The organism is Pseudomonas sp. H3_D04 (assembly GCF_054669175.1).
The window spans coordinates 77,469-98,069 of sequence record NZ_CP162801.1 but is presented as its reverse complement, the minus strand read 5'-3'; the positions used below and the strand labels follow the sequence as shown (position 1 = coordinate 98,069).

The window sequence follows — 20,601 nt, the reverse complement described above, 5'->3', positions numbered from 1 at the left end:
AGGGCAGAACTACTTGTGGTAAGGGTGGCCGGACAGAACTGTCCAGGCACGATACAGCTGTTCACCGATCAGAATCCGCACCAGCGGGTGCGGCAACGTCAACGGCGACAACGACCAGCGCTGATCGGCCCGCGCACAGACTTCCGGCGCCAGCCCTTCGGGGCCGCCGACCATGAAGTTCACCGTGCGCGAGTCCAGCCGCCAGCGATCGAGCTCGACCGCCAACTGCTCGGTGCTCCAGGGCTTGCCGTGGACTTCCAGGGTCACAACACGCTCATTCGGCCCGACCTTGGCCAGCATGGCTTCGCCTTCCTGACGGATGAAGCGCGCCACGTCGGCGTTCTTGCCACGGGTGTTGAGCGGTATTTCCACCAGTTCCAGCGCCAGCTCGGACGGAAGACGCTTGGCATATTCATGCCAGCCTTCTTCCACCCACTTGGGCATGCGGGAGCCGACGGCGATCAGTCGCAGTCGCACAGCGGTCCCTTATTGCTGGTCTTTGTTGAGCTTGACGAAGTGCTCATGGGTGTTTTCCGGGCTGTGGTGAGCCGCGTTCAGAGCACGGCTCTGCTCTGCACCGGACCACAGACGCTCGAGGTCGTAAAACTGACGAGCCGAGGCGGTCATCATGTGCACGATGACATCATCCATATCCAGCAGCACCCAGTCGCTGTCGCCCTTGCCTTCTTCACCCAGTGGCTTGACGCCCAGGGCTTTGACGGCTTCGCGAACCTTGTCCAGCATCGCGCCGATCTGGCGGTTGGAGGTACCGGTCGCGATGATCATGTAGTCAGTGATGCTCTGCTTTTCACGAACGTCGATGACCTGGATGTCCTGGCCCTTCACGTCTTCCAGGGCGGCTACGGCCACCTTGACCAGCTCGTCACCTTTCAGAGGTTCAGTGGTGAGAACCGGCTCAGGCAGCGGGGCGCTTTTGAACGTGCCTTTGCGCTTTACTTTAGTTACGTCTTTGTTCGTCATATAAAACTCGTTTTGCTCGTATGTTCGGGCGCTTCAATACACGTCATTACGTGCCTGGAAGCGTGCCCTCTTTTCAGTTCGACGCACGGTAGAGACCGTGCGCATCGATGTAGGCCAGGACCGCGTCGGGCACCAGGAAACGTACCGACTTACCGCTGGCCAGCAGTTGACGGATCTGGGTGGCGGATACCGCGAGCGGCGTCTGCCAGACGAATGCAATCTGTCCGCTCGGCCCTTTGAGGGCCAGCGGGTCGCTCACCGAGCGTGCCGCCAACAGATTGCGCAAGGCATCCGGCGGTTCGCTGTCGGCATCCGGGCGTTGCAGCACCAGGATGTGGCAATGCTGGAGCAACTCTTCCCAGCGGTGCCAAGTGGGCAGGCCGCAAAATGCGTCCCAGCCCAAAAGTAGAAAAACCTGGTCAGAGACGGCCAGTTCGGCGCGCATCAGTTCCAGGGTGTCGATGGTGTAGGACGGTTTGTCCCGCTGCAATTCGCGGGCGTCCACCACCAACGGCGCCACACCGGCCACCGCGCACTCGACCATCGCCAGACGGTCCTTTGCCGACACCTGCGGCGTACCGCGATGCGGCGGCCTGGCACTGGGTGTCAGGCGTAACTCATCGAGCGACAGCGACTCGGCGACTTCCAGCGCACCGCGCAAATGGCCGATGTGCACCGGGTCGAACGTCCCGCCCAGCACGCCAATGCGTCTTGGCGCAGGCTCGCTGGCAGTTTGCGGTGCTGACGGTTTGAGGTCGCCCAAGTCAGACCGACGCCTGGCCGCGCAACTGGCCATCACCGACCACGATGTACTTCTCGCAGGTCAGACCTTCGAGACCCACCGGGCCGCGGGCGTGCAGCTTATCAGTAGAAATGCCAATCTCGGCACCCAATCCGTATTCAAAGCCATCGGCGAAGCAGGTCGGCGTGTTGATCATCACCGATGACGAATCGACCTCCGCCACAAAACGCCGGGTGTCGGCGAGGTTTTCGCTGACGATCGAGTCGGTGTGATGCGAACCGTACTGATTGATGTGTTCGATCGCCTGGTCCAGCCCGTCAACGACGCGGATCGAAAGAATCGGCGCCAGGTATTCGGTGTTCCAGTCTTCTTCACTGGCCGCCACGGCATCGATGATCGCCCGGGTACGTTCGCAACCGCGCAGTTCGACGCCTTTTTCGCGGAACTGTGCAGCCATCGACGGCAGGAAATCCTTGGCAACGGCTTGATCCACCAGCAGCGTCTCCATCGCACCGCAGATGCCGTAACGGTAAGTCTTGGCATTGAAGGCGATGCGCTGGGCTTTCGGCAGATCGGCGTGGGCGCTGACGTAGACGTGGCAGATGCCGTCCAGGTGTTTGATCACCGGCACGCGGGCATCGCGGCTGACGCGTTCGATCAGGCCACGGCCACCACGGGGCACGATGACGTCGACGTATTCCGGCATGGTGATCAACGCGCCAACGGCCGCACGATCGGTGGTTTCGACCACTTGCACCACGGCAGCCGGCAGCTCGGCTTCGGCCAGGCCGCGCTGGATGCAGGCGGCAATGGCGCGATTGGAATTGATTGCCTCGGAACCGCCACGCAGGATCGTCGCGTTGCCCGACTTCAGGCAAAGGCTCGCGGCGTCGATGGTTACGTTCGGCCGGGATTCGTAGATGATCCCGATCACGCCCAACGGCACGCGCATCTTGCCGACCTGGATGCCCGACGGCCGATAGCTCATGTCGCGAATCGCGCCGACCGGGTCCGGCAGTGCCGCCACCTGACGCAAACCGACGATCATGCCGTCGATGCGCTCCGGGGTCAGCGCCAGACGCTCAAGCAATGCCGGCTCAAGACCATTGGCGCGGCCTGCGGCCAAATCCAGTTCATTGGCAGCCGTCAGCTCGGCGCGTGCAGCGTCCAGCGCATTGGCAGCCGCCTGCAACGCGCGGTTCTTCTGCGCAGTGCTGGCACGGCCAATGACGCGAGAAGCCTCGCGGGCGGCGCGACCCAGGCGGGTCATATAGTCAAGAACGGACTCAGTCATGGTCTGTGGGGGTCTTTGCTAAGGTCTTGGTAAAGAGTAAAGCGGCAGATTATAGCTGTCGCGTCCCGGGACTAACAGCGGTGACGGGCGGATGGTCGAAATGGAGGGCAATTTGCCGACGTTCAGCCGGGATTAAGCTGCACATTGTTATCATCACGACTCAATCAGCCTTGATAAACACCGTTCATCATGTCCAACCTGACTGTTCGAGCGTCCGCTGCACGCCTGCCCATGGGGCTCCCGGACGCATTTTTTGACCGCGATGCGCAAACCCTGGCCCGGGATTTACTGGGCAAGGTCATCCGTCACAGGGTCGGCGACCTGTGGCTGAGCGCCCGGATTATCGAAACCGAAGCCTATTACTGCGAAGAAAAAGGCAGCCACGCGTCCCTCGGCTACACAGAAAAGCGTAAGGCTTTGTTTCTGGATGGCGGGCACATCTATATGTATTACGCCCGCGGCGGTGATTCCCTGAACTTCAGCGCCCAGGGGCCGGGCAACGCGGTGCTGATCAAATCTGCCTATCCGTGGGTCGACGAGCTAAGCGGGCCAGCGAGCCTGGCGCAGATGCTGTTGAACAATCCCGACGCCCAGGGTCGTCCTCGCCCGACGCAAAAGCTCTGCGCCGGGCAGACGTTGTTGTGCAAGTCGCTGGGGTTGAAGGTGCCCGTCTGGGATGCCAAGCGTTTTGACCATGATGTGTTGCTGGTCGAAGACGTCGGCCCGGCGCCAGCTCAGATCATCCAGACCACGCGCCTGGGCATTCCCCACGGACGCGACGAACATTTGATGTATCGCTTCGTCGATGCGGCTTTCGCGCCATATTGCACGCGGAACCCGCTGCGACGGGGGCAGGTCGAAGGTCGCGATTATTTTTTGCTGACTTGAAGATGGAAAATCCCTGTGGGAGCGAGCCTGCTCGCGATAGCAAGTATCAGGCGACATCGGTTTCGAATGTCAGTCCGCTATCGCGAGCAGGTTCGCTCCTACAGGGGACTTGTGGTGCCTGGAAGGTTGCGTGCGCGCCTTTCGAGCCCAATTGAACATCAGAGGGAGTTGTTTTTATGGGCCCATGGCTCGATAGCGTGACCGGTTGGCTGGCGGCTAACCCGCAATGGCTGGCCGCGGCGGTGTTCATCGTGGCATTCGTGGAGTGCCTGGCGATTGCCGGGCTGATTGTGCCCGGCACGGTGTTGCTGTTCGCCGTGGCGGTACTGGCCGGCAGCGGGGCGCTGTCATTGAGCGAAACGCTATTGCTGGGGTTTACCGCTGGCGTGCTGGGCGACATCGTTTCGTACTTCATCGGTCGACATTTTCACCAGAATATCCGGCGCCTGCCGGGGTTACGCCACCATCCGGAATGGATCGCCGGCGCCGAGGCGTATTTCCAGCGATACGGTATTGCCAGCCTGTTGGTCGGACGTTTTATCGGCCCGCTACGCCCGATGCTGCCGATGGTTGCCGGGATGTTCGACATGCCGTTCCCGCGTTTCGCCGCTGTAAGTTTGCTGGCCGCCGCGGGCTGGAGCGTCGCTTACTTACTGCCTGGCTGGGCCACGGGCGCAGCGATTCGCTTGCCATTGCCCGACGGGTTCTGGCCTGAGGCAGGGATCGTCGCCGGCAGCATTGCGGTAATGATCGGCTTGAGCGTGACCAGCAGCCTGCGCCGCCATCGCCACGCCACCGCCTATATAGCCGGCCTCGGCCTGTTAATTCTGGCAGGGCTGTTTATCGGCTACCCGCACCTCACCGCGCTCGACCAAGGCGTGATGACCCTGGTGCAGGAACATCGCAGCCCGATGCTCGATGAACTGGCCGTCACCTTCACGCTGATCGGCGAATTCCGCAACATGCTGGTGTTCAGCGCCCTGCTGACCGGCTTGCTGTTGCTCACCCGGCAGTGGCGCCAGGCGATTTTCGCCGGTGGCACCCTGCTCTTCACCGCGCTCGGCAACACGTTCACCAAACAATTTTTCGCCCGCGTGCGCCCGGAAGTACTGAGCGATCCACTGACCAGCTACAGCATGCCCAGCGGCCATGCATCGGGCGCCTTCGCGTTGTTCCTGACCCTCGCCGTGCTGGCCGGTCGCGGTCAGCCGCCGCGGATGCGCCTGACCTGGTTGCTGCTGGGTTGTTTGCCGGCCCTGACAATCGCCCTGTCCCGGGTGTACCTGGGCGCACATTGGCCAACGGATATATTGGCCGGTGCGATGCTGGCGGCGTGCGTGTGTGCCGCCAGCTTGTGGCTGAGCCAGCGCCAGACACCGCTCAATGCCATGCCACCCAAGATCTGGTGGCTGGTATTGCCGGCGATGGTGGCGTTGTTCGGGTTCTTTGCATTGCGACATTTGCCGAATGCAATGTTGAGATATGCGTATTAGGCTGTTGCCTGATGAGGTACACGCCATCAGCTTGCAAAACTGATGGCGTTTTTTTATTTGCGCTCCTCACCCGGCTTATCAACAATCTTGATCACGAAGTTGACGGGATCATTGTTGAACGCATCATGCTTGGAGGTATTAGGATCAACATCTTTAAAATGCACTTTCCCCTTGTCGTTTGCCAGATAGAGCGGCCGACCATTAAGCTCACTCACGAGCTGCACATACCCTGGACCGGCAGCAAAATCATCAAAACTCGCTTGGTCCACCCCATGCTTACGTATCGAAAACCTGGCACCTTCCGAAGCGCTATTCATATATAGATGACGGGTTCCGACATTAACCGTCAAATGACCACCTTCATAGGCGCCTCGAATAACGGCCAGCACTTCATACTTGCCAGCCTTGGGCACAAACTTCAACAATAGAGGCTTATCATCCTCATGATCGGCGAGCGTCAGAATACTTGTGCTGTCGTCACTCGCCAATGCCACCTCCACGTCCAGGCGTTCGCGCCGGGTGATTCGCGGGTCACGCAGCCTAAGCTTCAGGCGCTGCTGGTTGAGCACCACCGGCGTGCCGTTGACGTAAAGGTTAGCGGTAAATGCACTGCTTTGATTTTCCAGGGACATCAATCACCTCAAGATGCTGTTCACTCAATTTTTTTTCAGCAAGACGCGCAAAACCCAGTCCGTTGCCGAATAGTTTATAAGTCGTGTACTAAAGAGCCGTCGGAGCGTTTGAAGTATCGACGGCAGTACCGGAGACTGGAAGTTTTACGCGCTTGCGCTTACGTCGAGCGACAACCATTGAATCGGCATAGTAAGCAGCGGCATCAATAATATTAGCCGTATTCGGATCGTTGCTCGCGTGCTTTAAAATATAGCGCCCGGCAATATCATCCCAGAACATCCATTCATCTTCATATAGCGTCATAACCACATCCATATAGTTAACCGTTATCCGCTCCATGCGAATAACTGCAAACTACTGACTGAGCTTTACGAAGACAATAGTGGCGAACCGAAGAACTTAATACAAAGTACAACTAGGCAAACAACTCACCTTGCAACTCGTCCAACAGCGCCTGGATCGCATCCAGCCGCTGCTGGGGATCATCGAGTTGCAGCAGGTCGATCTTGTCCACTTCGGCAAACGGCAGCAGATAGGCCAGCTGATTGGCCAGTGACTGTTGCCCGGTCGCTTCGGTGCCCATGTTCAAGGCTTCGACCATCGGGTGTTCGGCCAATGCCTTGAGCAGGGCGACCAGGTCCGCATCCTCATCCTGCAGCGGCTGTTCAGGTTCGTCTTCCAGCCACTCGACGTCAGCGACGGTCAATTGATCGCGCTGTACCTCGGTGCGCAACACATGAAAACGCCGTCCGCCCTGCACGCGAATGCCCAGCAGGCCATTGTCCTGTTGTTTGAAATCAGTGATCAACGCTTCGCAGCCGACCAGCGCATAGCCCGCAGGTGCGATGCCCACTTCTTCGCCGTCGAGAATGCACACAACGCCGAAGCCGACGCCCTTTTTCATGCAACTGCCGATCATGTCCAGGTAGCGCGCCTCGAAGATCTGCAAGTCGAGGATGCAGCCAGGAAACAGCACAGTGTTCAGCGGAAAAAGAGGCAAGTTCATAGACATATCCTTAAACCACCATCGACACCGCCAACGGCAGGAACACCGCCGTGGCCACGCCCATCAGACTCATCGCCAGCGCCGCGAAAGCGCCGCATTCTTCACTTTCCTGCAAGGCCACCGAGGTGCCGACCGCATGGGCGGTCATGCCCAGCGCCATGCCCCGGGCTTCAGGGCTGTGCACGCCCAGCCGGGTCAGCATACCCGGACCGAAGATCGCACCGATCACGCCGGTGATCAACACGAACACCGCGGCCAACGCCGCGACACCACCGATCTGCTCAGCCACCAACATGGCAATCGGCGACGTCACTGACTTCGGCGCCATCGTCATCAGGATCATGTGTTCGGCGCCAAACCACCAACCCAGCAACACGCCCATGCCCGTGGCAACCACGCCGCCTATCACCAGCGTAGTAAAAATCGGCCAGAACAACTGCCGAATGCGTCGCAGATTGAGATACAGCGGCACTGCCAGCGCAACGGTCGCAGGTCCGAGCAAGATGCTGAGGATCTCGGTGCTCTTGCGGTACTCGACAAACGTGATCCCACAGACCGTCAGCACACCGATCACCAACAGCATGGAGACCAGCACCGGTTGCAGAAAGATCCAGCGGGTTTTTTCAAAGGCTGCCAGCACCAGTTGATAAGCGCCCAACGTAATGCCGAGGCCGAACAACGGGTGATGAATCACCGAGTCCAGCGCACCCTGCCAATCGAGGATCATGAGCGATCTCCGCGATGGGCATGACGCTTGACCATGCGCTGCATCAGCACCCCGACAAACGCCATGGACAGCACCAGCGACAACACCAGCGCGCCGGCAATGGCCCAGAAGTCTGCGGCGATGTCCTTGGCGTAAACCATCACGCCCACGGCCGGCGGCACCAACAGCAAAGGCAAATAACGCAGCAGGCTGCTGGCGGCCAGGTTCAACGGCTCGCCGACTTGCCCGCGCGAAATCAGGTACACCAGCAACAGCAGCAGGCCGACAATCGGCCCGGGCAGTACCGGTAAAAACAAATGGTTGATGGCTGTGCCCAGCAATTGGAACAGCACCAGCCAGGTCAGGCCACGTAACAACATCCAGCATCTCCCGCACGCGCGCCCCACCAAAAAGGGGCCGGGCATTATAAGCACGTCAACGCTATGGATCGGCATTCGCCAAAAGCATGGTCAGTTGACCGGAGCAATTTGCCATGTTGATCTAAAGTGGTTCACAGGGAGGCCAAATCCCCCCACTCGAAAAACTATAAATCCGATGAAACCCAAGGAGAGTCTCAATGCCCTATGTTCCCGTTGCAGAGCTCAAAGATTATGTCGGCAAGGAACTCGGACGTTCCGAATGGCTCACCATCGATCAGGAGCGCATCAACCTGTTCGCAGAAGCCACAGGCGATTATCAGTTTATTCACGTCGACCCGGTCAAAGCCGCGCAAACGCCATTTGGCAGCACCATTGCACACGGATTCCTGTCACTGTCGCTGATCCCGAAACTGATGGAAGACATCCTGATCCTCCCTCAAGGGGCGAAGATGGTGGTCAACTATGGCCTGGACAGCGTGCGCTTCATCCAGCCAGTAAAGGTCAACTCCAGGGTTCGGCTCAAGGTCGACATGAACGAAGTCATCGAGAAAAAACCCGGCCAATGGCTGCTCAAAGCCACCGCCACGCTTGAAATCGAAGGCTCGGACAAACCGGCGTATATCGCCGAGCCGCTGTCCCTCTGTTTCGTCTGACACAGGTCTGATTGCGAAACAGCTCACGCTGTTTCGCGCCGTGTCTCTGCCGTGTCTCTATAAATGCGACACATAGCTGCGGCATACTCCGTCGCATAATTGCCCGGATCCCGCTATGCGCTCACTTGCACTCCTCGCCCTGACCCTGTTGCTCACCGCTTGCGGCGATGGCGAATCGCTGCTGCCCCCGGATGCCCGCTTGCCGGACGGCGGGCGCTATCGCGGTGATCTGGTCAACGGCTTGTTGCAAGGCCAGGGCCGCATCGACTACCCCAACGGCAGCTGGTACGCCGGCGAGTTCGACAAGGGGCAATGGCATGGCCAGGGCGAATGGCATGGCAGCAACGGCGAAGTCTATCGGGGCCAATTCAATCAAGGCCTGTTTGACGGCAAGGGCACACTGACCACCAGCGGCAGCAGCTACACCGGCGGATTCAAACTCGGCCGCCGTGACGGTGAAGGCACGCTAAAAGAAAACGCGATGACCTATCGCGGTGAATTCAAGGCCGATCAATATTCAGGGCTCGGGCGTCTCGAACTCGACGACGGCAGTTCCTACCAGGGCCAGTTCGCCAACGGCAAACCCAACGGTGAAGGCCAGCGCGGCGACGCCAGTGGCAATCAGTTCACCGGGCACTTCAAGGACGGTCAGCTGGAAGGCAACGGGACCTTCAACAGCGCCGACGGCGACATCTATGTCGGCGGCTTCAAGAACAATCAACTGCACGGCAAGGGCCGCTACGAAAACGCCGACGGCGATGTCTGGCTGGGCCAGTTCAAGGAAGGCTCGCTGAACGGCAAGGGCGAGTTGATCGGCGCTGACGGCAGTCATTACATCGGCCAGTTCAGCGACTGGCGCTTTACCGGCCAGGGTCGATTGAACCTGCCCGACGGCAGCTTCTACATCGGCCAGTTCGACAATGACAGCTACTCGGGGCGCGGCACCCTGGTGCTCACCGACGGCACAGTGCAAAGCGGAACGTGGGTCAATGGCCAGCGTGTTCGCGATGCCGACGGCAAGTTGCTGCCCGACACCCTGGAGCTCGGCTTGCTGGCCCAGGGCCGGTTACTCGATGACGCTCTGTCCAACGTGCCAGCCTCGACCCCGATGGTCGAGCTGTACACCTTGACCCTGGGCGGCGACGGCAAGCAGAGCGTGTTCCTGCGCGAGTCCGATTACGTCAGCAACATGCTCAGCAGCCGCTTCGGCGCCTTCGGCCAGATCCGCCTGGTGAACCATCGCGATCACCTCGTAGACCGGCCGATGGCCACCCGGGAAAACCTGCGCCGCGCCGCAATGACCCTGGCCGAACGCAGTGGCCCGGAAGACTTGATCTTCATCTACCTGACCAGCCATGGCAGCAGCGAACATGAACTGGTGCTCGACCAGCCGCGCATGGAACTGGCCGACCTGCCGGCCGACGAACTCGCCGCCGTGCTCACGCCCTTGAAGAACCGCGACAAGATTGTGGTGATTTCGTCCTGCTATTCCGGCGGCTTCATCCCCGCGCTCAAGGATGAACGCACGCTGATCATGACCGCCTCGCGCGCTGATCGGGTGTCCTTCGGTTGCTCGGAAGAAGCCAATTTCACCTACTTCGGCGACGCGCTGTTCGCCCAGGCGCTGAACCAGACCGACGACCTGGAACATGCCTTCAAGCTGGCCAAGGCCACGGTGGCAGAGCGTGAACTCGCTGACGGCTTCGAGGCCTCTGAACCGCAGCTCTGGGCGCCGAAAACGGTCCTCTCGCACTGGCAACTCTTGCGCAAACAGCAGGCACGAAAAGCGCTACAAAGTGTCTCTATCAGCAGCAAGGATGCAAAGAGCAACTAAGCTGAACAGTATCAAGGGGGAAACACTATGTACTTGACGCCTCAGCATGTACTGCTTGCCGGAGCTACCGGGTTGACCGGCGAACATCTGCTTGATCGCCTGCTCAATGAGCCAACGATTTCAAGGGTACTGGCCCCCTCACGCCGGCCACTGGCCGAGCATCCCCATCTGGAAAACCCGGTCGGCGACGCGGCGGCGTTTCTGCCGCAACTGAACGGTCGCGTCGACATCGCCTACTGCTGCCTCGGCACCACAATCAAGCAGGCTGGCTCCGAACAAGCCTTTCGTGCGGTCGACCTGGACATGGTGGTGGCGTTCGCCAAACGTGCACGTGAAATGGGTGCCCGGCACCTGATCGTGATCAGTGCCCTGGGGGCCGATCGCAGATCCTCGATTTTCTACAACCGGGTCAAAGGCGAGATGGAGTACGCATTGCGCGCGCAGGACTGGCCGCAGCTGACCATTTGCCGACCTTCGTTGTTGCTGGGCGATCGACTGGAACCGCGCACGGCCGAGCAACTCGTCGGGCCGTTGTCGCGCTTGATCCCTGGCAAGTACCGCGGCATCGAAGCCTGCCAACTGGCTCGCGCCATGTGGAGACTGGCGCTGGAAGAGCAGGATGGGGTACGGATTGTCGAATCGGATGAACTGCGCAAGCTAGGCAAATAATTCTTTGGTGTCTGAGAGGGCGCCTTCGCGGGCAAGCCTCGCTCCTACACAGGCAACGGAGAACCTGTAGGGCGAGGCTTGCCCGCGAAGGGCGCACACCGATTCAAAGCCGAACGCTACAACCCGCCCGTCGCCTGGAAACTCACCCCGATCACCGTCAGCAATGACAACGGCAATAACAGCGTGTCGAGCAACGCGCTGGCCGGCAGGTCGACGCCGGGGTAGCTCGGCGCTTCGGCGCCGAACCGGTCCATCGCGCAACAACCGCCATTCATGGCATACAAATCCAGGCGCGTCCCCGCGTACACCACTGGCGCCCCAGGCTTGGCCGCGTCCAGCGTACGCGCCGTGGCGCAGCCCCCCAATTGCAGGGCCAGCAGAACAATCAGCAGCTTATTCATCGCTGCTCAAATGGTGTTCGCCCCAGCGCGGCAGCATGTCTTGCGGGATGTTCAGCAGATTGAGAATCCGCGCCACGACAAAGTCGATCAAGTCATCGATCGTCTGCGGCTGATGATAAAAGCCCGGCGACGCCGGCAATATCGTCACGCCCATGTTCGACAGCTTGAGCATGTGTTCCAGATGAATGCTCGAATACGGCGCTTCACGCGGCACCAGAATCAGCTGGCGACGCTCTTTCAACGTCACGTCGGCAGCCCGCTCGATCAGGTTGTTGCAGGCACCGGTCGCGATCGCCGACAACGTCCCGGTGGAACACGGCACCACCACCATCGCCGCGGGCGCACCGGAACCCGAGGCCACTGGCGACATCCAGTCTTCCTTGCCGTACACCTTGATCTGCCCGGCGGCCGCACCGGTGTATTCAGTGAGGAAAGCCTGCATCGTCTGCGGTTTGGCCGGCAGCGTGACGTCAGTCTCGGTGGCCATCACCAGTTGCGCCGCCTTGGAGATCAGGAAATGCACCTCGCGGTCTTCGCGGATCAGGCAGTCGAGCAGACGTAAACCGTACTGGGCGCCCGAAGCGCCCGTCATCGCGAGGGTGATGCGTTCCGGGCCGTTGTTCATTGCAGCGCCTCGGCGAGTTTGCCGTGCAGGCCGCCGAAGCCGCCGTTGCTCATGATCACCACGTGGGTGCCGGGCTGGGCCTGGCTCTTCACGCGCTCGATGATGCCTTCCAGAGAGTCGCTGACGATCGACGGCACCGTGCACAACGCGGCGGTCGCGCCCAGGTCCCAACCGAGGTTGGCGGGGGCATACCAGATCACTTGATCGGCATCGACCACGCTTTCCGGCAAGCCGTCGCGGTGAGCGCCGAGCTTCATGGAGTTGGAGCGCGGCTCGATGATCGCAATCAACGGCGCATCACCGATGCGTTTGCGCAGGCCGTCGAGGGTCGTCGCAATGGCCGTCGGGTGGTGAGCGAAGTCGTCGTAGATGGTAATGCCGCGAACCTCGGCGACTTTCTCCATCCGGCGTTTCACGCTTTTAAAGGCGCTCAATGCAGCGATGCCCATCGACGGTACAACGCCGACGTGGCGAGCAGCCGCCAGGGTGGCCAGGGCGTTGGCGACGTTGTGCTGGCCGGTCATGTCCCAATCGACGACGCCTTGGGCGACGCCTTCGAACATCACTTCGAACCTGGAGCCGTCTTCGCTCAGCAGCTTGACCTGCCACTGACCGCCGGCACCGGTGGTTTGCACCGGAGTCCAGCAGCCCATCTCGATGACGCGCTGCAACGCTGGCTCGGTGGTCGGGTGAATCACCAGGCCTTCGCTCGGGATGGTTCGCACCAAGTGGTGGAACTGCCGCTCAATGGCGGGCAAATCCGGGAAGATGTCGGCGTGATCGTATTCCAGGTTGTTCAGAATGGCCGTGCGCGGGCGGTAGTGAACGAACTTGGAGCGCTTGTCGAAGAACGCGCTGTCGTACTCGTCGGCTTCGATGACGAAGAACGGTGTGTCACCCAGACGCGCCGACACCGAGAAGTTCTGCGGCACGCCGCCGATCAGGAAGCCCGGGCTCATGCCCGCGTGCTCCAGGACCCAGGCAAGCATGCTGCTGGTGGTGGTTTTACCATGGGTGCCGGCGACGGCCAGGACCCAGCGACCTTGCAGCACATGGTCGGCCAGCCATTGCGGGCCGGAGACGTAGGGCAGGCCTTTGTTCAACACGTATTCGACGGCCGGGTTGCCGCGCGACATGGCGTTGCCGATCACCACCAGATCCGGCGCCGGATCGAGCTGGGCGGGGTCGTAGCCTTGGGTCAACTCAATGCCCTGCGCTTCAAGCTGAGTGCTCATCGGCGGATAGACGTTGGCATCGGAGCCCGTCACGTGATGGCCCAGCTCTTTGGCCAGAACCGCCATCGAACCCATGAAAGTGCCGCAGATACCAAGAATATGAATATGCATAGTCGACCTCGTAAAACATGGCCGCAGGTTAGCGTAGGGTGGGAAAATTCGCACCTTTGTTTCGGGTCAACGCAAAACCCGCAGGAGCGAGGCTTGCCCGCGAAGGCCATAACACGATTCCGCCAGTACACCGCGTAATCGTTCTTCGCGGGCAAGCGTCACTCCTACAGTGTGACGGCGTGCCTAGCGGGCGATGCCGTGTTTGCGCAGTTTTCGATAGAGGGTGTTACGGCTGACGCCGAGCTGCTCGGCGGTATGGGTCATGTGCCAACGGGTCTGCTCCAGCGCATTGAGCAACGCCAGCCGCTCGGCATCGTCCAGCGGATGTTCGGAAGTCTCTTCAACGGCCACAACCGGCACCGGTCGAACCTGACGAATCATCACCGGCAAATCCTCCAGCCCGATCCGCCCGTCGTCACACAACGCTGCCAAGGTGCGCAGCACATTGCGCAACTGCCGCACGTTCCCCGGCCAGGCGAAACCCAGCAAGGCTTGCCGGGCCGGCTCATCGATCAGCACCGTCTCTGCGCCCGCTTCCTCGGCCAGCAGAAAATCAAGCAACTGCGATTTATCACTTCGCTCACGCAACGCCGGCAATGCGATCTCCAGCCCATTGAGCCGGTAATACAAATCCTCGCGAAAGCTGCCGTCCTGCACCCGCTCCAGTAAATGGCGGTGAGTGGCGCTGATGACCCGCACATTGACCGACTCCGGCTCGCCGCCAATCGGCACCACCTGACGATCTTCCAGCACCCTTAATAGCCGGGTTTGCAATGCCAACGGCATGTCGCCGATTTCATCGAGGAACAGTGTGCCGCCGTCCGCCTGCTGCAACTTGCCGCGCATGCCTTCCTTGCGCGCGCCGGTAAAGCTGCCGCCGCGATAACCAAACAGTTCGCTCTCGATCAGGCTTTCAGGGATCGCTGCGCAGTTAAGGGCGACGAAGGCCTTGTCGGCCCGCTGGCTGGCCTGATGCACGGCTTTGGCAAAGGCTTCTTTGCCGGAACCGGTTTCGCCATTGATCAACAGCGGCACGTCTCGCTCGAAAACTCTCAAGGATTTGCGGAAATCTTCCTGCAACGCGGCATCGCCCAGGCAGATGCCCGACAGGCGCGGACGCTCGGCAATTGTCGGACCTGGCACCACCGGCACCGGAATGCTGCGCGGCTGCCCGCGCAACACGGCAAACAGACTCCGCCCATCACGGGTGCGCAACGGCCAACTGGCGCTGGCGTTGACACTGGCGCGGCCGAGCAAGTCATCCAGCGAGCAATCGAAAAACGCCTCCACCGGCTTGCCCAGCAATCCACCGCGAATATGCCCCAGCAAGTTCAGCGCACTCTGGTTGACCGCGCTGATCCGCCCTTCCCCGTCGAACGCCAGCAAGCCTTCGCTGAACAGCCCGACGGATTCGGCTTGCAGGTGAAAGCGCAGCAACCATTGATTGTCGAAGTAGCGCAGGAAATAGCAGCTCTCGATCATCTTCGCCGAGAGATTGACCAGGGCCATGGTGTGGAACTGGCTTTGACGTGAGACTTCGTGACGCGCCGAGGACACATCGAGGACCGCCAGCAGCTCGCCGTGAGGGTCGAACACCGGGCTCGCCGAGCACGTCAGGCCGGTGTGGCGGCCGCGAAAGTGTTCATCCTGGTGAATGGTCAGCGACTGGCGCTCCACCAGGCAGGTGCCGATGCCGTTGGTGCCTTCGCAGGCTTCGCTCCAGTCGGCGCCAAGCCACAGGCCGGCGCGCTCGAAGATTTTCCGTTCGGCCGGTGCGGTGACGCAGTTGAGGATCACCCCACGGGCGTCGGTGAGCAGCACGGCGTGGCCGGCGCCGGAAAGTTGCTGATGCAGACTGGTCATTTCGCTGCCGGCAATGTGCAGCACTTGCTGCAAGCGTTCGCGGCTTTCCAGCACCCGGCCGTGTTCCAGCACCGTCGGCGCCATCGTCAGGGCCGGGTCGAGGTGATAATCCTCAAGGCAGCGCAGCCATGAACGGGCAATGGACGGGTCGCTGCCAGGACCGTGCAGGTGGGATTTGCCCTGGGTGACGGTCAAGACTTGTTGGGCATGGCGACTCAAATGGTTGTCGTGCATTTCTTATTGTTCTCTCCGAGAGCTGTGCTGAACCCCATCAAGGGCTGACACACATCTTGTGGCCCAGCATCCTCCAGCCATCGGCGCATTGCAATGCTGGCAAGACCGCCCGGTCACAAGCTGTGCCACAAGCGGTACAAAGTGTCACGAGGGCTGTACCGGAATCGTCACAGGCGCCATCCGCCTGTCCGACATAAACAACGCAAGACCTTGATTTGCCTGACCTGCAGGGCAGTGGCCCGACCTTTGCTCTACGCTTATAGCAAGCGCACATGCGCTCTCCCTTATAAGCACAAAAAGCCAAGGAGAAATCACCATGCGTTACGCTCACCCCGGTACTGAAGGCGCTATCGTTTCGTTCAAGAGCAAATACGGTAACTACATCGGCGGCGAGTTCGTCGCGCCTGTCAAAGGTCAGTACTTCACCAATACCTCGCCCGTGAATGGCCAACCAATTGCCGAATTCCCGCGCTCCACGGCCGAAGACATCGACAAAGCCCTGGACGCCGCCCACGCCGCTGCCGATGCCTGGGGCGCCACGTCCGCCCAGGCGCGCTCGCTGGTGCTGCTGAAAATCGCCGACCGCATTGAACAGAACCTGGAAATCCTGGCAATCACCGAATCCTGGGACAACGGCAAAGCCGTGCGTGAAACCCTCAACGCCGACATCCCGCTGGCCGCCGACCATTTCCGCTACTTCGCCGGTTGCATCCGCGCCCAGGAAGGCAGCGCCGCCGAGATCGATGGCAACACCGTGGCCTATCACATCCACGAACCGCTGGGCGTGGTCGGGCAGATCATCCCGTGGAACTTCCCGATCCTGATGGCCGTCTGGAAACTCGCCCCGGCCCTGGCCGCCGGTAACTGCGTGGTACTCAAGCCTGCCGAGCAAACCCCGCTGGGCATTACTGTGCTGATGGAGCTGATCGGCGACCTGCTGCCGCCCGGCGTGCTGAACGTCGTTCAAGGCTTTGGCAAAGAAGCCGGCGAAGCCCTGGCCACCAGCAAACGCATCGCCAAGATCGCCTTCACCGGCTCGACCCCGGTCGGCTCGCACATCATGAAATGCGCCGCCGAAAACATCATTCCGTCCACCGTGGAGCTGGGTGGCAAGTCGCCGAACATCTTCTTCGAAGACATCATGAAGGCCGAACCTTCCTTCATCGAAAAAGCCGCTGAAGGCCTGGTGCTGGCGTTCTTCAACCAGGGCGAAGTCTGCACCTGCCCTTCCCGCGCGCTGGTGCAGGAGTCGATCTACGACGACTTCATGAAAGTGGTGATGAAGAAAGTGCTGTCGATCAAACGTGGCGACCCGCTGGACACCGACACCATGGTTGGCGCCCAGGCGTCCGAGCAGCAATTCGACAAAATCCTGTCGTACCTGGAAATCGCCAAGGGCGAAGGCGCCGAGCTGCTGACCGGCGGCAAGGTGGAAAAACTCGAGGGCAACCTGGCGACCGGGTATTACATCCAGCCGACCCTGCTCAAGGGCACCAACAAAATGCGCGTGTTCCAGGAAGAAATCTTTGGCCCGGTGGTGAGCATCACCACCTTCAAGGACGAAGCCGAAGCCCTGGCCATCGCCAACGACACCGAGTTCGGCCTGGGTGCCGGCCTCTGGACCCGCGACATCAACCGCGCCTATCGCATGGGCCGCGCCATCAAGGCTGGTCGTGTGTGGACCAACTGCTACCACCTGTACCCGGCGCATGCCGCGTTCGGTGGTTACAAGAAGTCCGGCGTCGGCCGTGAAACCCACAAGATGATGCTCGATCACTATCAGCAGACCAAAAACCTGCTGGTGAGCTACGACATCAATCCGTTGGGCTTCTTCTAAACCGACTGTCGCAGGCAAGCCACTCTCCTTGTGGGAGTGAGCTTGCCTGCACATTGGGCCTTCGCTCCCACCCGGCAACCACGCCGGTCAAAAACAATAAGAACAGGTGAAACCTATGCCTAGCGATCAAGCCAGCGTGCAGCCGGCTACCTCCTCGGTCGACTTTGAAAAAGTCGGCTCCGACTATTTCCAACAACGGGAACTGAAAAAAGGTGCAGCAGGCTGGGTCCTGCTGGTGGGTCTGGGCGTGGCCTACGTCATCTCCGGCGATTACGCGGGTTGGAACTTCGGCCTGGCCCAGGGTGGCTGGGGCGGCATGTTTCTCGCCACGTTACTGATGGCGACCATGTACCTGTGCATGTGCTTCTCCTTGGCGGAACTGTCGTCGATGATCCCTACCGCGGGTGGCGGCTATGGTTTTGCCCGTAGCGCATTCGGACCGTGGGGCGGTTTTCTGACCGGCACCGCGATCCTGATCGAATACGCCATCGCTCCGGCGGCGATCGCGGTGTTTATCGGCGCCTATTGCGAGTCACTGTTCGGCATTGGTGGCTGGATGATTTACCTGGCGTTCTACATCATCTTTATCGCCATTCACATTTTCGGGGTCGGCGAAGCCCTGAAACTGATGTTCGCTATCACCGCCATCGCCGCGCTGGCATTGGGCGTGTTCCTGGTGTCGATGGTGCCGCACTTCGACGTCGCCAATCTCCTCGACATCCCGGTGACTGACGCCAAGGGCGCCAGCAGCTTCCTGCCTTTCGGCTACGTCGGCGTGTGGGCGGCAATTCCTTACGCGATCTGGTTCTTCCTCGCTGTCGAAGGCGTGCCGTTGGCAGCAGAAGAAACCAAAAACCCGAAACGCGACCTGCCCCGCGGCTTGATCGGCGCCATGCTGGTGCTGGTGAGCTTTGCCCTGCTGATTCTGGTCATCGGCCCGGGCGGTGCGGGCGCCAATGCACTGCTGACCTCGGGCAATCCGTTGGTCGAAGCATTGAGCAAGGCCTATGGCGGCTCGACCTGGATGGGCCACTTCGTCAATCTGGTGGGCCTGGCCGGGCTGATTGCCAGTTTCTTCTCGATCATCTACGCCTATTCGCGACAGATCTTCGCACTGTCCCGCGCCGGCTACCTGCCGCGCAAACTGTCAGAAACCAACAAGAGCAAGGCGCCCGTACTGGCTCTGATTATCCCCGGCATCATCGGATTCGGCTTGTCACTGACCGGTCAGGGTGACTTGCTGATTCTGGTAGCGGTGTTCGGTGCGACCATTTCCTACGTCCTGATGATGGCGGCGCACATCACACTGCGCATTCGACGCCCCAAAATGGATCGGCCCTATCGCACGCCCGGCGGTATTTTCACCTCCGGTGTAGCGTTGGTGCTGGCTTGCATCGCCGTAGTAGCGGGTTTTCTGGTAGACCCACGCGTAGTGATTGGCGCTGCGATCATCTATGGAGTGTTAATTGCTTACTTTGCTTTCTACAGTCGGCATCACTTGGTAGCAGGCACGCCCGAAGAAGAATTCGCGGCCATTCAGAACGCTGAAAAAGCCCTGCACTAACGGCCAGAAATTACGGCGCAGGCCCTGTCTGCGCCGTCACGGAGAATCTGTATGGCAAGTTTTGCTCACACGGTCGGCGCCCTGACCTTCCGTTTCGACAGCCTCAAGGACGTCATGGCCAAGGCCAGTCCGGCGCGCTCCGGGGATTTTCTGGCCGGCGTCGCCGCCCTCAACGATGGCGAGCGCGTAGCGGCGCAAATGGCCCTGGCTGACATTCCGCTGACTCACTTCCTGCAGGAAGTACTGACTCCCTATGAGGCTGATGAGGTCACCCGACTGATCATCGACACTCACGACAAACATGCGTTCATGGCCGTCAGCCACCTCACCGTCGGCGGCTTCCGCGACTGGCTGCTGAGCGACGCGGCCGACGAACAGAGCCTGCGCGCCCTGGCGCCCGGGCTGACCCCGGAGATGGTCGCCGCTGTCTCGAAGATCATGCGTGTGCAGGATCTGGTGCTGGTGGCGCAAAAGATTCGCGTGGTCACGAAATTCCGCGGCACGATGGGCTTGCGCGGGCGTTTATCCACGCGCCTGCAACCCAACCATCCCACCGACGAACCGGCCGGCATTGCGGCGAGCATTCTCGACGGCCTGCTGTATGGAAACGGGGACGCGATGATCGGCATCAATCCGGCCACCGACAGCATCGCGTCGATCTGCGCCATGCTGGAAATGCTCGACGCAATCATTCAGCGCTACGAAATCCCGACCCAGGCCTGTGTGCTGACCCACGTCACCACCTCCATCGAGGCGATCAATCGCGGGGTTCCGCTGGACCTGGTGTTCCAGTCGATCGCCGGCACCGAAGCGGCCAACGCCAGTTTCGGCATCAACCTGAATGTCCTGCAGGAAGGTTACGACGCCGGGCTGAGCCTGAATCGCGGCACCCTGGGCCAGAACCTGATGTATTTCGAGACCGGCCAGGGCAGTGCCCTGTCAGCCAACGCCCACCACGGCATCGATCAACAGACCTGCGAGACCCGTGCCTACGCTGTGGCGCGTCATTTCAAGCCGTTTTTGGTCAACACCGTCGTAGGATTTATCGGCCCGGAATACCTCTACAACGGTAAACAGATCATCCGCGCCGGCCTTGAAGATCACTTCTGCGGCAAGCTGCTCGGCGTACCGATGGGCTGCGACATCTGCTACACCAACCACGCCGAAGCCGATCAGGATGACATGGACACCCTGCTAACCCTGTTGGGCGTCGCCGGGATCAACTTCATCATGGGCATCCCCGGCTCCGATGACATCATGCTCAACTACCAGACCACCTCGTTCCACGACGCCCTTTACGCCCGCCAGACCCTGGGCCTGAAACCGGCGCCGGAGTTCGAACAATGGCTGGCGAGAATGGGCATCCTGACCCAGGCGGATGGCAAGATTCACTTCGGCGACAGCCTGCCGCCGGCCTTCCGTCAAGCCATGGCGCAATTGGGATGAGCGTTG

21 protein-coding genes are annotated in these 20,601 nt (G+C 60.5%); 8 read left to right on the top strand and 13 right to left on the bottom strand.

Annotated elements, in window-relative coordinates:
• Nucleotides 1-9: 9 nt before the first annotated feature.
• The 4 genes from rlmH to AB4N91_RS00470 all read right to left on the bottom strand — a co-directional run bounded on the left by rlmH (nucleotide 10) and on the right by AB4N91_RS00470 (nucleotide 3,017).
• The gene (rlmH, locus tag AB4N91_RS00485) at nucleotides 10-477 is read right to left on the bottom strand and encodes a 23S rRNA (pseudouridine(1915)-N(3))-methyltransferase RlmH (RefSeq protein WP_007937439.1); all 468 of its coding nucleotides are present in this window, start codon (nucleotides 475-477) and stop codon (nucleotides 10-12) included.
• A gap of 9 nt (nucleotides 478-486) precedes the next feature.
• On the bottom strand, nucleotides 487-981 hold the full coding sequence (rsfS, locus tag AB4N91_RS00480; RefSeq protein WP_010467363.1) for a ribosome silencing factor: 495 nt from the start codon (nucleotides 979-981) through the stop codon (nucleotides 487-489).
• Between the two features lie 73 nt (nucleotides 982-1,054).
• Nucleotides 1,055-1,744, bottom strand: coding sequence for a nicotinate-nucleotide adenylyltransferase (nadD, locus tag AB4N91_RS00475; RefSeq protein ID WP_162179689.1), 690 nt, complete (start codon nucleotides 1,742-1,744; stop codon nucleotides 1,055-1,057).
• A gap of 1 nt (nucleotide 1,745) precedes the next feature.
• The gene (locus AB4N91_RS00470; RefSeq protein WP_424479849.1) at nucleotides 1,746-3,017 is read right to left on the bottom strand and encodes a glutamate-5-semialdehyde dehydrogenase; all 1,272 of its coding nucleotides are present in this window, start codon (nucleotides 3,015-3,017) and stop codon (nucleotides 1,746-1,748) included.
• 189 nt (nucleotides 3,018-3,206) lie between these two features.
• On the opposite strand from AB4N91_RS00470, the gene AB4N91_RS00465 reads away from it, so the two are divergent.
• A complete protein-coding gene (locus tag AB4N91_RS00465; protein ID WP_460112020.1) occupies nucleotides 3,207-3,905 on the top strand; it encodes a DNA-3-methyladenine glycosylase in 699 nt (232 codons plus the stop codon).
• Nucleotides 3,906-4,081: 176 nt separating this feature from the next.
• Entirely contained in the window at nucleotides 4,082-5,398 is a 1,317-nt protein-coding gene (locus AB4N91_RS00460; protein ID WP_010467359.1) for a bifunctional DedA family/phosphatase PAP2 family protein, read from the top strand.
• 53 nt (nucleotides 5,399-5,451) lie between these two features.
• Here AB4N91_RS00460 and AB4N91_RS00455 read toward each other — a convergent pair whose 3' ends face one another.
• The 5 genes from AB4N91_RS00455 to AB4N91_RS00435 all read right to left on the bottom strand — a co-directional run bounded on the left by AB4N91_RS00455 (nucleotide 5,452) and on the right by AB4N91_RS00435 (nucleotide 8,123).
• On the bottom strand, nucleotides 5,452-6,030 hold the full coding sequence (locus AB4N91_RS00455) for a hypothetical protein (protein WP_145308858.1): 579 nt from the start codon (nucleotides 6,028-6,030) through the stop codon (nucleotides 5,452-5,454).
• Between the two features lie 88 nt (nucleotides 6,031-6,118).
• Complete coding sequence (locus AB4N91_RS00450; protein WP_102594344.1) at nucleotides 6,119-6,334, bottom strand: hypothetical protein; 216 nt, start codon at nucleotides 6,332-6,334, stop codon at nucleotides 6,119-6,121.
• A gap of 112 nt (nucleotides 6,335-6,446) precedes the next feature.
• The gene (locus tag AB4N91_RS00445; RefSeq protein WP_460112019.1) at nucleotides 6,447-7,037 is read right to left on the bottom strand and encodes an LON peptidase substrate-binding domain-containing protein; all 591 of its coding nucleotides are present in this window, start codon (nucleotides 7,035-7,037) and stop codon (nucleotides 6,447-6,449) included.
• Between the two features lie 10 nt (nucleotides 7,038-7,047).
• Nucleotides 7,048-7,764, bottom strand: coding sequence for an LrgB family protein (locus AB4N91_RS00440; RefSeq protein WP_077749938.1), 717 nt, complete (start codon nucleotides 7,762-7,764; stop codon nucleotides 7,048-7,050).
• On the bottom strand, nucleotides 7,761-8,123 hold the full coding sequence (locus tag AB4N91_RS00435) for a CidA/LrgA family protein (protein WP_010467354.1): 363 nt from the start codon (nucleotides 8,121-8,123) through the stop codon (nucleotides 7,761-7,763). Before AB4N91_RS00435 ends, AB4N91_RS00440 begins: the two co-directional genes overlap by 4 nt.
• A 197-nt stretch (nucleotides 8,124-8,320) precedes the next feature.
• Between AB4N91_RS00435 and AB4N91_RS00430 the strand changes: the two genes are divergently transcribed.
• The 3 genes from AB4N91_RS00430 to AB4N91_RS00420 all read left to right on the top strand — a co-directional run bounded on the left by AB4N91_RS00430 (nucleotide 8,321) and on the right by AB4N91_RS00420 (nucleotide 11,279).
• Entirely contained in the window at nucleotides 8,321-8,776 is a 456-nt protein-coding gene (locus AB4N91_RS00430; protein WP_010467353.1) for a MaoC family dehydratase, read from the top strand.
• A gap of 115 nt (nucleotides 8,777-8,891) precedes the next feature.
• Nucleotides 8,892-10,610, top strand: coding sequence for a C13 family peptidase (locus AB4N91_RS00425; RefSeq protein ID WP_427701528.1), 1,719 nt, complete (start codon nucleotides 8,892-8,894; stop codon nucleotides 10,608-10,610).
• A gap of 27 nt (nucleotides 10,611-10,637) precedes the next feature.
• Nucleotides 10,638-11,279, top strand: coding sequence for an oxidoreductase (locus tag AB4N91_RS00420; protein ID WP_010467351.1), 642 nt, complete (start codon nucleotides 10,638-10,640; stop codon nucleotides 11,277-11,279).
• A gap of 116 nt (nucleotides 11,280-11,395) precedes the next feature.
• On the opposite strand, the gene AB4N91_RS00415 is transcribed toward AB4N91_RS00420, so the two are convergent.
• The 4 genes from AB4N91_RS00415 to AB4N91_RS00400 form a co-directional block, all read right to left on the bottom strand.
• Nucleotides 11,396-11,680 carry a YceK/YidQ family lipoprotein gene (locus AB4N91_RS00415; RefSeq protein ID WP_083375680.1) on the bottom strand — a complete coding sequence of 95 codons (285 nt, stop codon included), beginning with the start codon at nucleotides 11,678-11,680 and terminating at the stop codon, nucleotides 11,396-11,398.
• The gene (gene ubiX, locus AB4N91_RS00410) at nucleotides 11,673-12,305 is read right to left on the bottom strand and encodes a flavin prenyltransferase UbiX (RefSeq protein WP_010467349.1); all 633 of its coding nucleotides are present in this window, start codon (nucleotides 12,303-12,305) and stop codon (nucleotides 11,673-11,675) included. Before ubiX ends, AB4N91_RS00415 begins: the two co-directional genes overlap by 8 nt.
• Nucleotides 12,302-13,651 (bottom strand): UDP-N-acetylmuramate:L-alanyl-gamma-D-glutamyl-meso-diaminopimelate ligase, encoded by a 1,350-nt coding sequence (gene mpl, locus AB4N91_RS00405; protein WP_083375679.1) that lies wholly within the window; start codon nucleotides 13,649-13,651, stop codon nucleotides 12,302-12,304. Before mpl ends, ubiX begins: the two co-directional genes overlap by 4 nt.
• Before the next feature lie 183 nt (nucleotides 13,652-13,834).
• Entirely contained in the window at nucleotides 13,835-15,748 is a 1,914-nt protein-coding gene (locus tag AB4N91_RS00400; RefSeq protein WP_282412059.1) for a sigma-54-dependent Fis family transcriptional regulator, read from the bottom strand.
• A 316-nt stretch (nucleotides 15,749-16,064) separates the two neighbouring features.
• On the opposite strand from AB4N91_RS00400, the gene exaC reads away from it, so the two are divergent.
• The 3 genes from exaC (at nucleotide 16,065) to AB4N91_RS00385 (ending at nucleotide 20,595) form a co-directional block, all read left to right on the top strand.
• Nucleotides 16,065-17,585, top strand: a complete 1,521-nt coding sequence (gene exaC, locus AB4N91_RS00395; RefSeq protein WP_460112017.1) for an acetaldehyde dehydrogenase ExaC — start codon at nucleotides 16,065-16,067, stop codon at nucleotides 17,583-17,585.
• A gap of 115 nt (nucleotides 17,586-17,700) precedes the next feature.
• Nucleotides 17,701-19,149: an ethanolamine permease gene (gene eat / locus AB4N91_RS00390; RefSeq protein ID WP_172791776.1), complete on the top strand. Its 1,449-nt coding sequence runs from the start codon at nucleotides 17,701-17,703 to the stop codon at nucleotides 19,147-19,149.
• 51 nt (nucleotides 19,150-19,200) lie between these two features.
• Entirely contained in the window at nucleotides 19,201-20,595 is a 1,395-nt protein-coding gene (locus tag AB4N91_RS00385) for an ethanolamine ammonia-lyase subunit EutB (protein ID WP_460112016.1), read from the top strand.
• Nucleotides 20,596-20,601: the final 6 nt, after the last annotated feature.

What these genes read in the sequence shown, in the direction of transcription:
- rsfS (WP_010467363.1), bottom strand. Translation starts at nt 981, where the DNA reads ATGACGAACAAAGACGTAACTAAAGTAAAGCGCAAAGGCACGTTCAAA.
- AB4N91_RS00470 (WP_424479849.1), bottom strand. Translation starts at nt 3,017, where the DNA reads ATGACTGAGTCCGTTCTTGACTATATGACCCGCCTGGGTCGCGCCGCC.
- AB4N91_RS00465 (WP_460112020.1), top strand. Translation starts at nt 3,207, where the DNA reads ATGTCCAACCTGACTGTTCGAGCGTCCGCTGCACGCCTGCCCATGGGG.
- AB4N91_RS00460 (WP_010467359.1), top strand. Translation starts at nt 4,082, where the DNA reads ATGGGCCCATGGCTCGATAGCGTGACCGGTTGGCTGGCGGCTAACCCG.
- AB4N91_RS00455 (WP_145308858.1), bottom strand. Translation starts at nt 6,030, where the DNA reads ATGTCCCTGGAAAATCAAAGCAGTGCATTTACCGCTAACCTTTACGTC.
- AB4N91_RS00450 (WP_102594344.1), bottom strand. Translation starts at nt 6,334, where the DNA reads ATGACGCTATATGAAGATGAATGGATGTTCTGGGATGATATTGCCGGG.
- AB4N91_RS00445 (WP_460112019.1), bottom strand. Translation starts at nt 7,037, where the DNA reads ATGAACTTGCCTCTTTTTCCGCTGAACACTGTGCTGTTTCCTGGCTGC.
- AB4N91_RS00440 (WP_077749938.1), bottom strand. Translation starts at nt 7,764, where the DNA reads ATGATCCTCGATTGGCAGGGTGCGCTGGACTCGGTGATTCATCACCCG.
- AB4N91_RS00435 (WP_010467354.1), bottom strand. Translation starts at nt 8,123, where the DNA reads ATGTTGTTACGTGGCCTGACCTGGCTGGTGCTGTTCCAATTGCTGGGC.
- AB4N91_RS00430 (WP_010467353.1), top strand. Translation starts at nt 8,321, where the DNA reads ATGCCCTATGTTCCCGTTGCAGAGCTCAAAGATTATGTCGGCAAGGAA.
- AB4N91_RS00425 (WP_427701528.1), top strand. Translation starts at nt 8,892, where the DNA reads ATGCGCTCACTTGCACTCCTCGCCCTGACCCTGTTGCTCACCGCTTGC.
- AB4N91_RS00420 (WP_010467351.1), top strand. Translation starts at nt 10,638, where the DNA reads ATGTACTTGACGCCTCAGCATGTACTGCTTGCCGGAGCTACCGGGTTG.
- AB4N91_RS00415 (WP_083375680.1), bottom strand. Translation starts at nt 11,680, where the DNA reads ATGAATAAGCTGCTGATTGTTCTGCTGGCCCTGCAATTGGGGGGCTGC.
- ubiX (WP_010467349.1), bottom strand. Translation starts at nt 12,305, where the DNA reads ATGAACAACGGCCCGGAACGCATCACCCTCGCGATGACGGGCGCTTCG.
- mpl (WP_083375679.1), bottom strand. Translation starts at nt 13,651, where the DNA reads ATGCATATTCATATTCTTGGTATCTGCGGCACTTTCATGGGTTCGATG.
- AB4N91_RS00400 (WP_282412059.1), bottom strand. Translation starts at nt 15,748, where the DNA reads ATGCACGACAACCATTTGAGTCGCCATGCCCAACAAGTCTTGACCGTC.
- exaC (WP_460112017.1), top strand. Translation starts at nt 16,065, where the DNA reads ATGCGTTACGCTCACCCCGGTACTGAAGGCGCTATCGTTTCGTTCAAG.
- eat (WP_172791776.1), top strand. Translation starts at nt 17,701, where the DNA reads ATGCCTAGCGATCAAGCCAGCGTGCAGCCGGCTACCTCCTCGGTCGAC.
- AB4N91_RS00385 (WP_460112016.1), top strand. Translation starts at nt 19,201, where the DNA reads ATGGCAAGTTTTGCTCACACGGTCGGCGCCCTGACCTTCCGTTTCGAC.